The 12304-nt window shown below is 59.1% G+C and carries 10 protein-coding genes and 2 pseudogenes; 2 read left to right on the top strand and 10 right to left on the bottom strand.

What is annotated here, in order from left to right; translation table 11 throughout:
• From EOA29_RS11265 to nifH, 8 genes are all read right to left on the bottom strand, one after another.
• Positions 1 to 744, bottom strand: a 744-nt coding sequence (locus EOA29_RS11265; protein ID WP_245468451.1) for a response regulator transcription factor, incomplete at its 3' end; no start/stop codon positions are given.
• The gene (locus tag EOA29_RS11260) at positions 741 to 1220 is read right to left on the bottom strand and encodes a NifX-associated nitrogen fixation protein (protein ID WP_029356518.1); all 480 of its coding nucleotides are present in this window, start codon (positions 1218 to 1220) and stop codon (positions 741 to 743) included. The genes EOA29_RS11260 and EOA29_RS11265, both read right to left, overlap by 4 nt.
• 14 nt (positions 1221 to 1234) lie before the next feature.
• Positions 1235 to 1732 (bottom strand): nitrogen fixation protein NifX, encoded by a 498-nt coding sequence (gene nifX, locus EOA29_RS11255; protein ID WP_029356520.1) that lies wholly within the window; start codon positions 1730 to 1732, stop codon positions 1235 to 1237.
• On the bottom strand, positions 1698 to 3080 hold the full coding sequence (gene nifN, locus EOA29_RS11250) for a nitrogenase iron-molybdenum cofactor biosynthesis protein NifN (RefSeq protein WP_127220905.1): 1383 nt from the start codon (positions 3078 to 3080) through the stop codon (positions 1698 to 1700). The genes nifX and nifN overlap by 35 nt, the downstream gene beginning before the upstream one ends.
• Before the next feature lie 8 nt (positions 3081 to 3088).
• Positions 3089 to 4564 carry a nitrogenase iron-molybdenum cofactor biosynthesis protein NifE gene (nifE, locus tag EOA29_RS11245; RefSeq protein WP_126057648.1) on the bottom strand — a complete coding sequence of 492 codons (1476 nt, stop codon included), beginning with the start codon at positions 4562 to 4564 and terminating at the stop codon, positions 3089 to 3091.
• A 61-nt stretch (positions 4565 to 4625) separates the two neighbouring features.
• On the bottom strand, positions 4626 to 6167 hold the full coding sequence (gene nifK, locus EOA29_RS11240) for a nitrogenase molybdenum-iron protein subunit beta (protein WP_029356526.1): 1542 nt from the start codon (positions 6165 to 6167) through the stop codon (positions 4626 to 4628).
• Positions 6168 to 6296: 129 nt separating this feature from the next.
• Positions 6297 to 7799 (bottom strand): nitrogenase molybdenum-iron protein alpha chain, encoded by a 1503-nt coding sequence (nifD, locus tag EOA29_RS11235; protein WP_024505262.1) that lies wholly within the window; start codon positions 7797 to 7799, stop codon positions 6297 to 6299.
• Positions 7800 to 7885: 86 nt separating this feature from the next.
• Positions 7886 to 8779, bottom strand: coding sequence for a nitrogenase iron protein (nifH, locus tag EOA29_RS11230; protein WP_024505261.1), 894 nt, complete (start codon positions 8777 to 8779; stop codon positions 7886 to 7888).
• A gap of 580 nt (positions 8780 to 9359) precedes the next feature.
• Between nifH and EOA29_RS11225 the strand changes: the two genes are divergently transcribed.
• Both EOA29_RS11225 and EOA29_RS11220 read left to right on the top strand, forming a co-directional pair.
• On the top strand, positions 9360 to 9923 hold the full coding sequence (locus tag EOA29_RS11225) for a type II toxin-antitoxin system prevent-host-death family antitoxin (RefSeq protein WP_245466524.1): 564 nt from the start codon (positions 9360 to 9362) through the stop codon (positions 9921 to 9923).
• Positions 9905 to 10258: a hypothetical protein gene (locus tag EOA29_RS11220; protein ID WP_210211298.1), complete on the top strand. Its 354-nt coding sequence runs from the start codon at positions 9905 to 9907 to the stop codon at positions 10256 to 10258. The genes EOA29_RS11225 and EOA29_RS11220 overlap by 19 nt, the downstream gene beginning before the upstream one ends.
• 554 nt (positions 10259 to 10812) lie before the next feature.
• On the opposite strand, the pseudogene EOA29_RS42940 reads toward EOA29_RS11220, so the two are convergent.
• Both EOA29_RS42940 and EOA29_RS11210 read right to left on the bottom strand, forming a co-directional pair.
• A pseudogene (locus EOA29_RS42940) lies at positions 10813 to 11009 on the bottom strand (7-carboxy-7-deazaguanine synthase QueE); the annotation flags it as partial.
• 160 nt (positions 11010 to 11169) lie between these two features.
• A pseudogene (locus tag EOA29_RS11210) lies at positions 11170 to 11921 on the bottom strand (carbonic anhydrase).
• Between the last annotated feature and the right edge of the window lie 383 nt (positions 11922 to 12304).

Below are 12304 nucleotides of genomic sequence, written 5' to 3'. Positions count from 1 at the left end.
TTTCAGCGCCCTCCTGATTCGGCTGATATGGACATCGACGGTGCGTGCACCGACATGAATGTTGGGCGGCCAGGCCGCCCCGATAAGCTCGTCCCGGCTGAAGACCTTGCCGGGGGCCTCAATCATAAGCCGCAGCACGTTGAACTCGATCCGTCCGAGATGGATGTCGTGGCCATTACCGCGAACCCGACGGGCATCGAGCTTCATCTCCAGGCCTCCACAACAAATCCAACTGTCGTTTTCAACCCCGTTCGAACCACGCTTGGTCAGCCCGAGCCTCGCCCGCAGGCAGTCGAGCAGCTTGGCCGGAGCCACCGGCCGCACAAAGCTCTCAACGCCTGCCTTCAAGAGATCGAGGTGCTGGTGCTCGGCGCCAGGCGCGATCAGGGCGATGATGGGCAGGTCGGTGGTGCGCGGTTCCCGCTTGAGGTGGGCGCAAATTGCGGACCCGTTTATGCTGGCTGGGTCGCAATCCAGCACTACGGCCTGAAGCTCCCGTTGTTCGGCCAAGGCCAGCGCAGCCTTCGCGCCGTCTGCCGTCTCACTGCTGAAACCGTCCACCTCCAGTATGTGACTGTAGAGCAGATAGAACTCGGCATCTTGCGAGCAGATCAGGACCAGCGGCTTCTTCATCAGCGATACCCCAACAACCTGGTCGGCCTCGAGCCCCTGGATCGAGGGGACTGGCCAACAAAGTTTCTCGGGTCCGTCATGGTGGCCTTTCTCGAAAATCGCGCCCATCATGCCAGCGCCACGTGGGGAAAGGTTTCGATGACTGAAATCGCATCGTCGACCAGCTTCGTACCAGCCGTGGCGAGCTTCAGGAGCGTCTCGAAGCCAAACCGGTGGACATCGCGCAGCGTTTTGGACAAAACGACCAGCCGTCCGGTCGTGAAAAGCACCCGACCAAAACCCTCATGGCTCACCTGGATCATCGGCGATGCCATAAGGCCGCAGCGCTCCTCGATCGCAAGCCCGATGGCGGCGTAGTACTTGTCGAGCCTCCACAGCACGTCCGGATCGGGATCTCCGATGATCGGGATCGCTCGGCGCTGTTCCTTGGTAATGATGAAGTCGCCCAGCAGCTCGGCGTCCGCTTTGCGTTCCCACGAGCCATAGGAATCCTGAGCACGGATCAGCCGCACGAGGCATTTGACGAACGGGGTGCAAAGAGCCGCCTCGTCTTCGGTGACAGCTGGGGGGATTGCGGGGTCAGACATTTGGCGTCCTCCTATCAGTCCTCGTCCTCGAAGGACGGTTTCGTTTCGGCAACGCCCGCTTGCGCCAGCACCTTGCGCAGCCAGGGCGGAGGACACGTCCTGAGCATCATCTGCGTGCGCAACAGCACCTCTTGGATGGATTGGGGCTCCGCCACTTTGATCGGGTGGATTTTTGCCGCGACAACCTTGGCTGCCGAAGGTCCGCCAATCGCCAGACAAAACAGCAGATGACAGCCTTTCAGCGCATCCACCTTGGGCGTGATGCGGTCATCGCCCTCGGCCCGATGCTCCCCGCTTTCATCCGAAACGTCATCGAAGGCCACGGCTTCGACGAGATTCCATTCCTCGCGCGTCACGTCGTAGACAGCAAAGCGCCTGGCCGACCCGAAATGGGCATTGAGGTTCTGCATGTCATGAGTGGCGATCGCAACGCGCAATGCGCCCGCACGTCGTTCAGGCATCGGGGCGAAAACCTCATTACTGACCAGCGAGAGGCGGCGAACAGCGTTCATGTGATATTTCTCGATTACGGAGTGGATCAAGCGCCTCAGGAGTGGGCGCGTGTTGGTTGGCCTGGAAGATGTTGGCGACCTCGAAGATCAGGTCGCGGGTGCCCTGATAGAGAATTGCGAGCTTGTGCTGGCTGCCTAGTCGATCGAAGACCGGGAACCCGATGCGCATGAGCGGAATTCCGAGCCGCTCCGATGCTTGGCGCCCGTGCGAATGCGTGACAAGCAGGTCAGCACCGACGGCAAGACTTTCCAGATCGCCGAGATCGCCGATCTGAACCGAAACCGCCGGGACTTTCTTGAGAATTTTAGACCTGTCGGTCGTTGTGACGGCCGCGGCTATCTCGGAGCCGAGGCCAGCAAAGAAGGCTGCGAGTTGGAACAGCTGGTCTGGTTCGGCAGCGATGGCAATTTTCTTGCCGCCGAAATGGAAATGTCCGTCGAGCATCGCGTCCTGCAATTGCGCCCGGCGCCGGCGCACGCGGGCCGGTACCGCCGCGCCCGAAATCGCAGACAGCAGCGACACGAAGCGGTCCGTGTCCTGCAGCCCAGTCAGTGACTGGAACAACACGTAAGGCACGCCGGTCAACCCGTGCAGCACTCTCGCCGGACGGCGCATGTGCTCACCGATGGCGATGCATTGCATGGCCGTGCCCAACTCGCGAACGTCCTCGACGCTGGTGCCGCCGTATGTAGTCGCTACCCAGCGGTCAGGAACCGTACCGTCGAGCGAGCCTGAAATGTCGGGCAGAATAACCGGCTTGAGCCCAAAGCTTTCAACCATGTCACGCATATGCTCGACGTCGGCGACAGTGAGGTTGCATCCGGGCAGGATCGCGATCTTCTTCGGCTGCCGCGCACGTTCGCCCGAGCGTGTAATCCCTTTGATCATTGCGGTGACTGCCCTGGCCCAGCCCTCTTCGATCGCGCCGTCAAAATCCGGCGTGTTGGCCAGCACGACCTCCGTACCCGCAAGCTCTTGCGTGTGCTTCAGCTTGACGTTGGCGATATCACCCGCGCAATCTTCGCCACGCGTCTCCACGAGCGCGGTCGTGCACACCCCGATCAGCTTTGGCTTCGTGCGGTTCTTGAGGTTGAGGATCGCCTCTTCCAGATGGTCGGCTGCGCCGAGGATGGTCGCCACCTCATCCATCGCCGTAGTCTGCAAGGGAATCGCTTCTTTGAAGTGCCGCACGAAGAGAACGAGCGCAAAGCTTGTGCATCCCTGGCTGCCGTGGAACAGCGGCATCGCACCGTCGACGCCAAGAAAGGCAAAGGCGGCACCCAGCGGCTGCGACGACTTCAGCGGGTTGACCGCAGCCGATTTGCTCTGGAGAAGGATGCGGGCCATCGGTCGCCTCAACACTCGTGTGCCGTCGCGCATGCGAATTCATCAAACAGGTACGCGGTCTCGTTCCTCGTGCACGGCAATTCGCCTATCAGATCAGGCTGGCAATCCCACGGGGCCGGCTGGCGCACCTGAGACCAGATCGGATTGTGAATGGCGAGGTCGATCTGGCGTACGAGTTCCACCATGCCGTCATAGCCGGCATAAGGATGCTGGCGCTCCTGGTTGATATCGAGCCAGGGCGTCTTGGCCTTGAGCGCAATGAATTGCGTGCGACCGCCCGACAGCATGATATCGGCCCTGTGTTCAGAGAGCATGGCGTACAGCTCGCGCGCAGCCATGGATTCGAACATGTGCTTGTCGTGCTTGAGAACTTGTTTGATGCGCTCCTTGTCCTGCACCGTAGATTTCTTGACCGAGGTGCCGACGATCTCGATTCCGATCTCCATCAGCGCATGGACAACCGACCAGGACTTCACACCGCCTGTGTTGAGCAGCACGCGCTTGCCTTGGAGCCTTTGCCGGTAGGATTCGAGTTTCTTCCACGCGATCGCCTCCTGCTGCGCGATTAGCGTCTCTGTGCGCTCGAGGATCTCCGGATCGGCGCCCTTCCTCACCAGCAGCCTGACAAGGTTGCGAAGAGCTTGCGATGTGTCGGAGATGCCATAGAAGGAGCCCTCGAAGAACGGGATGTCCCAGCGCTCCTCCATCTTGCGGGCAAGACTGATCAGCGCGGTCGAGCACACCATCATTGCCGCCCGGGCGCGGTGCGCGGAAGCAATGTCGCGGTAACGCGCATCGCCGGGAATGCAGGCGCGCACCCGGATCCCGAGCCGATCGAGGAGCGGCTTTACAAGCCAGAATTCGCCCGAGAGGTTGAATTCGCCAAGGATGTTGATGTCGTAGGGCCCAGAGTCGTCGGGTTCGACCGTGCCGATGACATGATCGAGCAACGCCTCGGCGGCGAGCTTGTTGCCGAGGTTCTTGGAGCCTGCCAGGCCAGGCGCATTGATCGGCACCACGGCCAAACCGAACTTTTCCGTGGCGCGTTTGCACACGGCCTCGATGTCGTCACCGATCAGCGCCGTTACGCAAGTCGAGTAGACGAAGATCGCCGGCGGCGCGTATGTGTGCTTGATCTCGCGGATCGCCTTGAAGAGTTTCCGCTCGCCCTGCCCCATCACCAGGTCGAGTTCGGTGAGGTCGGTCGTGAAGCTTGTCCGCCACAAGGTCGGTCCTGACGAAACCGCACCACGGTTGTCCCAAGAATTGCCCTCGCAGGCAAGCGGCGCATGGACCAGATGCGCAACGTCGGTGATCGGCTGCAGGACGATCTTGGCTCCGTCAAAGGCGCAGCCGCCGGCTGCCGCCCCTGGTGTCAGCGACTTCGAGCAGCCCTCCTTGCGCGCCTTGGCATCTTTGCCACGGTTCTTATCGCAGGCGGGCTCATCGAAGGCGTCCTTGATTTTGGCGCTGAGGGAGGACATTGCTCAGCCTCCCCAGTCCATTGGGCAAGGAATGGCCTCGGCGAAAAGCCGGCCACGGCTCTTAGCGCGTGAGGTCATAGGAATAATCCGTCACACCCGTCTCGCTCGTCTCGCGATCGAGTTTGTCGAAGATCTTGTCGAGGATCGTCGTAAGCACGCGCAACGCGCCCTGGTAGCCAAAGAGCGCAAAGCGGTGATGATGGTGCCGATCGAAGATCGGAAACATCAGCCGGATCAGCGGCGTTCCGGTGTCGCGCTCCAGGTACTTGCCGTAGGAATTGCCGATCAAAAGGTCCACCGGCTCGGTAAAGAGCAGTGAGCGCAGCGCCCACAGGTCCTTGCCCGCCCAAACCTGGGCAGCCTTGCCGAAAGGCGAGGATGCTAGCAGCTTCTTCAAATCGGCTTCCCATGCCGAGGTGCCATTGGTGGCGAGGCAATGGGTTGGCTCGCCGCCGGTCTCCATGACAAAGCGGGCCATCGCGTGAACGAAGTCGGGATCGCCGTAGATGGCGTATTTCTTACCATGCAACCAGGATTGGCTGTCCGCCATGGCGTCTACCAGTCGGCCGCGCTCGAGGCGAATTGCCTCGGGGATCTCCTTGCCGGAAATCGCCGCGACCTCCATCAGGAATTCGTCGGTCGCCTGAACGCCGAGCGGATAGTGGAACGAGGCCGTCGCCTGCCCGACCTCCTCGCAATAGCCCAGCGTCTTTCGGGTGTTGTGATGCTGCAGCGAAAGCGTTGCCTCGGCGTTGAGGGCCTTCTTCACCTCGTTGATCTTCGTGCCCCCGTCATACATGCGGTATTCACCGTCCGAAGGCGTATCGAACTGGTCAGAGGCATCCTGGATGAATGTGTAGGACACGCCCATTACATCGAGCAGGCGCTTGAGCTCCCGGTTGTTGCCGACGCAGAAGCCGTCGAAGCCCGGAATGATGTTGATGGCTCCTTCGACTTGCGTACGCTCCTGGCCTTTCCAGAAGTGCTCCAAAATGCCTTTGACCATGTTGTCATAGCCGTCGACATGACTGCCAACGAAGGCCGGCGTGTGGGCAAAGGGCACGTCGAAGTCGCGCGGGACTGAATCTTCGTCCTTGGCGTTCTGGATGAAGCTGTGCAGGTCGTCGCCAATGACCTCTGCCATACAGGTCGTCGACACGGCAATCATCTTCGGGTCGTAGAGCTGGTAGGTGTTGGCGAGCCCGTCGACCATGTTCTTCAGGCCGCCAAACACCGCCGCATCCTCGGTCATTGAGGAGGAGACCGCCGCGGCAGGCTCCTTGAAATGGCGCGACAGGTGCGAGCGGTAATAGGCGACGCAACCTTGGCTGCCGTGGACGAAGGACATGGTTCGTTCGAAGCCGGCGGCAGCGAATACCGCACCCAGCGGCTGGCAGGCCTTGGCCGGGTTCACGACAAGCGCTTTGCGGGCGAGGTTCTTTTCGCGGTATTCCCACGTCTGGGTGAAATCGCGCTGATCGGAAACGATCTCATCGGGGTGCGGACATTCGAAGTTTAGCTTCTTCTCAGCGAGCATCTTTCTGTATTCCGGCTCGCGGAACAGGGGAGCGTGATCGAGAATTTTTTCAGCCGACTGCGGCATGATGATTACCTCTTTTGCATCTGGCTGCGCGGTACGGCAGCTCAGGACGTCAAGACGTTCCAGGCTCCGGCGGATCAGAGGCCGCGGGAGTTCACCGTCTCAGTGGGAGACTGGGGCTAAAGCAGATGTTTATTCGGCAGCCATCGCCCGCTCATCGCCCCGGCTTCTTTTCCAAGGCGCGTGGAATAGGTCCCAGACCGGGTTGTTGATGGCGAGATCCACATCACGTGCGAAAATGGCAAAGCCATCGTACCCGTGATACGGGCCTGAATAATCCCAGGAATGCATCTGGCGGAACGGTATGCCCATCTTCTGCACCGGGTATTTTTCTTTGATTCCCGAGCCGACCAGATTTGGGCGAATCCCTTCGATGAATTTCTCCAACTCATAGCCGGTCACGTCATCATAGATCAGCGTGCCGTTCTTCACGTAGTGGCCGGTGCGCTGATAGTCGTCGCTGTGGGCGAATTCATAGCCGGTGCCCACGATGACCATGCCGAGGTCCTCGTAGGCCGTGACGACGTGGCGGGGGCGCAGGCCGCCGACATAGAGCATCACGGTATTTCCTTCCAGGCGCGACAGGTACTTGGCGATGACCGCATCAACAAGCGGCCTGTACTTGGCAATGACCTTTTCGGTCTTTTCCTCGATTTCCGGCCCAAAATGCTTGGCTATGTTGCGCAGAGAGGCTTCGATCTGGGAGGGACCGAAGAAATTGTACTCCATCCAAGCGACGCCATACTTTTCCTCCATATGCCGACAGATGTAGTTCATCGACCGGTAGCAGTGGATAAGATTGAGCTTAGCCTTCGGGGCGCGCTCGATCTCTGCGAGTGTGGCGTCACCCGACCAGTTGCCGACCACGCGCAGCCCTATCTCCTCAAGCAGTATGCGCGAGGCCCAGGCATCGCCGCCGATATTGTAGTCGCCGATGACGTTGACGTCGTAGGGGCCGGCCTCGAACTTGACATCCTTTTTGTCGAAGACCCAATCCCGGATCGCATCATTGGCGATGTGGTGGCCAAGCGACTGCGAGACGCCGCGGAAACCCTCGCAGCGTACCGGCACGATCGTCTTGTCATACTCCTTGGTCTTTTTGCGAGAAACCGCCTCGGTGTCATCGCCAATCAGGCCGATAGGGCATTCGGATTGCACGGTGATGCCGTTGTTAAGCGGAAACAAGACTTCAATCTCGTCAATGATCTGTTCCAGCTTCTTGTCGCCGCCGAAGACGATGTCCTTCTCCTGGAAATCGGAGGTGAACTGCATTGTCCCGAACGTGTCGACGCCCGTCGTACCGACGTAGTAGTTGCGGCGCTGCGACCAAGAGTATTGGCCGCAGCCGACCGGGCCGTGCGAGATATGGACCATATCCTTGACTGGCCCCCACACCACGCCTTTCGAACCCGCATATGCACAGCCGCGAATCGTCATCACCCCGGGAATGGACTTGATGTTCGATTTGACGTCGCATTCGGAAAGGACCTCGCTTTCCCCGCCAGCCTCGTTGCCGCTCTTTGCGACGTTGAGGTGCTTCTTGCGGCGCTTCGCCGCCTTGTCGGGATAATGCGACAACACCTCTTCGATAAGCTTCGCATGAAGAGCACCGTCATTCTCGTATTCCCGGCTCATGAGTCCCCTTTCAAGGTTGGGTGACGCCTCAACGAATAGGCGCCGTTCTCTGCAAGGCGCGCCGATTCATGGCAGCGCTAATGTCACTACTGGGCCGCCGCCTTCGCCGCTTCCTTGGAGTGAAGCTCGGCAAGCATCTGCTCGTCGGTCTTCATGATGCCGAAGTCGAGCAGCATCTCCTCCAGCTCCTCCATGGTGATCGGCGTCGGGATCGTACCCTGGCCCGAATTGGCGTGGATCTTCTCGGCCAGAGCGCGGTATTCCCCTGCCTGCTTGGAGTCCGGCGCGTACTGGATCACCGACATCTTCCTGAGTTCGGCATGCTGGACGATGTTGTCGCGGGGCACGAAGTGGATGAGCTTGGAATTCAATCGGCCAGCCAGTGCTTCGGCCAGATCGAGTTCACGGTCGGTTTGACGTTCATTGCAGATCAGCCCGCCCAGCCGCACACCGCCCGAATGGGCATATTTGAGGATGCCCTTGGCGATGTTATTGGCGGCATAGAGCGCCATCATCTCGCCGGACATGACGATGTAGATCTCCTGGGCCTTGCCTTCGCGGATCGGCATGGCGAAGCCGCCGCATACCACGTCGCCGAGGACGTCATAGGAGACATAATCGACATCGTCATAAGCGCCATTCTCCTCGAGGAAATTGATCGAGGTGATGACGCCGCGGCCGGCGCAACCGACACCCGGCTCGGGGCCGCCGGACTCCACGCACTTGATGCCTCTGTAGCCGACCTTGAGCACGTCCTGGAGTTCGAGGTCTTCCACCGAACCTTCCTGTGCGGCGAGATCCAGGACGGTATCCTGAGCTTTCGAATTCAGGATCAAGCGTGTGGAATCGGCTTTGGGGTCGCATCCTACGATGAGGATTCTCTGCCCGAGGTCGACAAGGGCGGCGAGCGTATTTTGGGAGGTGGTGGACTTGCCGATGCCGCCTTTGCCGTAAAAGGCGATCTGACGCAGACCTGACATAATAGCTTTCCTTCCTTCGTTCTAATCATCGCGACTGCCCGCGACACAAGTGCCGATAGGCAGCTCGTGCCGCCTCACACCAAGCATCGCAAAAAGCGTACCAGCGTGATCGGCCGATCCGAGAAGAAACTTCGTTATTAAATTCCAGCCACTTAGACGGCGGCAAAACGCGCGAGCGGGCCTTTCAGGCGTCTGTCACGGACACGACAAAGCCGACACAGATTGTCGTGCGCCATCGAAACCGCCCTGTGTCGAGCTCGAAGCGGGATAATGGGGAGCTAGCCCAAAGCTGATGGCGAGACCATCGGAAGACGTCGGCTATTGTCTTTCCAGCCTGCGGTCGCTGGATGAGCAGGAGCCTGGGGCTTGACCGCCGCGCGGAATAGTTCAGGCAGGCTTGCGGAGCGGGAACGCCGGCGGCCGATAGACATCCGCGCTTAACCTTTCATAGCCCGTCTACGAGTTGGTTCCGCCGACGCGCTATATCGAAGGCAAATAATTCAGTACCTTAGCACGAGATCATTGATATTTTCAAAAAGATACGTATTATACGGATATAACGGATTATCGGGACAATTCTATGTCGGTCATTAGCTCGGTTGAATTTCAGCGCAACTTAGGGGTGTATCAGGACAAGGCGCTAGCGGAACCCGTGATCATCAGCAAGAATGGCCGCGAACGGCTTGTGCTGCTTTCGGTCGATGAATACCAGCGCCTAAAGGCGCATCGTGACGGCACTAGCGCGGGGCCTGAGAACGCAGCCCCCCCTGCTTTGCAGAGCACGGCGCACTTTTCACTTAAGAACCAAATACCAACCGAGCCACTAAGGGAATTGCTGTCGCACTTTCATTCGATCAAATCTGCCTTCGTGTACGGTTCAGTCGCCAAAGGCACGGACACAGAACGCAGCGATATCGATTTGATGGTGGTCGGCGATAACCTGAACCTCTCTGAACTTTATTCAGCCGCACAAAACGCGGAACTGAGACTAGGCCGAAAGGTCAGTCCGACATTTCTGTCGCCGGAGGAATGGCAACGAAAGGCGTCGCAGAAAGGGTCGTTTGTCCGAAAGGTAAGTACCCTTCCAAAGATTTTCCTCATCGGCTCGGAGAAAGATTTACAAGCGTGGGCAAGCAAGAACTAGACAACCTCGTAAAGATTGGGCTGATGAAAAGTGAGCCCCCATCGCTGTCCGAATATGACGGCATGCTGGGTGGCGCCCGCAAGAATTTAACTGACGCACAGAAAGGTCTCGACCCCGACAGCCAATTCACTCTCTTATATGGAGCTGCGCATCGGCTTGCCCTGGCAGCCCTACGCCGCGAAGGCTATCGCTCGGACAATCGCACTTCGGTGTTTCAAGCGCTCGTTCATACCGTCGGAACCGACAAGGCTGACATTCAGATTTTTCTAAAGCGCACAACGAGCGAAACCTCTCCGAGTACGAGGGGCACACAGACATTGATGCCAAATTGCTAGCTAACCTTATTGAGTGCACCACGAGGCTAGAGGTTTCGGTTGGCAAACTAGAACCGCCAGAAGATGACGAGTGAGCGGCAACCGAACGCGCGGGCAAGGGGTTGCGCCTTTTCGTTGTTGGTCAGCACGGTGCGCCACTACGGCTTCTCGAGAACGCTCACGATGTAAGTAGCCACCCGCTTGTCTGCATAGGGCTAATATGCACCTGGTCATGATAGATGGGCATACTGCCCCGCGGGGAGAAAGAGCGAGGGCAAACGGCGCTATGTAGACAATGAGTACAACCGCCGAACCCATGGCCGGCGCCATCATGCGCGTGAGACCCCGTTGTGGGCGAGGCTCGCGACTGGCTGCACGATCCTAGCCGGCCTGCTTGCCATTGAGTTTGGTCCCGCCGCGGTAGGCTGCGGCATCAAGGGCAACATCAGCTACAACTTGACCTCTGCATGATGAGAGCAGCTTTTACACCAGGTGCGCAGCACATGTCTTTAACGAACGCATCGCCTTCAAGAATATAGAGAGCAATTCGGAAAACCGAGTAGTTGGCGGCGAAGCTAAGAGAAGGTATACACCGCCCTCTTGTTACCCCAGAGTAGAACGTGCAGCTGCGGCAAGACGCGGGCTTCGAACCACCTGTCGCTGGTCACCTTTTCGGCCAGCTATTCCATGCGCATCATATTCCGTCGGACTCGACAGAGACGTCTTCATTGCCACGGCGGGGCGGCGTGTGATTGCCGGGTTGCAGACAAACCTCGCCGCGACGTCTTTGGGACGAGTGGTGCCGGCACCGAATCCCTATCCTTTAGACTAGCCAGCTTGGGGAGCGCCGTCAGACCGCCAGACCGGAAGAGGAGGCTTCGCGCCAATTTGTGCCAAGAATGTTGGACCGTGCGGAACCGCTGGGGCGGCGCTCAACTCTGGCGCAGGATGAAGCGTCGATTGGGTGAATGAAAAGGGCGCGCGTTCACGGGTAAAGTGAGGTAAATCGCTGGATGTCTGCCGGATCAACGTCAACCGGTTCCATCGCCACCATCCACTCGACGTTTTCGGCGCACGGCGGCGTCGTCAGTGAGCCCTCATAAGTCCAATAGCCAAGCGACGCTGGCAGAAGCCAGTTGGGATTCACCTCGTCGATCGTAACCTCCCCATTCGGCAGTTCGGGAAAGGCCGCAGCAAGGGCAGCAAAGCTGGCATTTGTCGCGCCGGGCGTTAAAAAGACGCCCAGCACGCCCAGAGTACCACTTTGCGTGTCCTTGTGAACGAAATGCACCTCCAGCGGGAAGCTCTTGCCCGCCACGTGATGTTCGCTTGGCGCATGGAAATGGAACTGTACCAGTTCGTAGACACGATCGCCGCGGGTCAGCGTGCTGCCTTGTGGCATATTGATTTGAATGGTGTGGCCGTTGTTCACCATATTGCCGCCGCCCTTGTGCCAGCCGATGGCGATATGCGGGATATCCGCCTTGACCGCGCTGTTGATATCGATCGGCGATTGCTGCGTGCCGGCAGAGCATACGAAATTTTTCTTATCCAGATCAGCCCAGTGCTCCGGTCCGACCGGACCGGTGTATCCCCAATGGGCACTGGTCGCTTGGGCGGCTTGAACGCAAATCCGGCATGCGCCGAGCGCAACCAACCCTTTGATCAGGTGACGACGATACATATTGCTTTTGCTCCTCTTGCGAACTGATGTTGGTGGCTGCCCTAATGGACCCGTGATGGCCAATCGGCGCGGCCACTATTGTCCTTTGCAACTGACGGATGCCCGCATGCCTTGGCGTGCTTTTATAAGTGCGGCTGCCGTTTCTCGGCCGGCCGGCTTCTGCAGCCCGCAACGGACGCAGTTTCAACCAGCTAGACGATAAAAATTCGAGCAGACCAGCGCTTGCCCCCCGCCGCAAAGGCACAGGCGAAGGTGATCACTGCGCGGCTCGCCGTTCGCGCCTGAGGCCGCATCGCTACACTTTACACTCGCCGCCCAAGGAGACGCAGGCGACCCCAATACGTTTTCATCGCTACTCCTGACGCAGCCGACGACGCCACGAA

It is taken from the genome of Mesorhizobium sp. M1E.F.Ca.ET.063.01.1.1, assembly GCF_003998155.1.
GTDB lineage: Bacteria > Pseudomonadota > Alphaproteobacteria > Rhizobiales > Rhizobiaceae > Mesorhizobium.
Note: the sequence above shows the minus strand (reverse complement) of the source record. Positions and strands in the feature narration are given on the sequence as shown.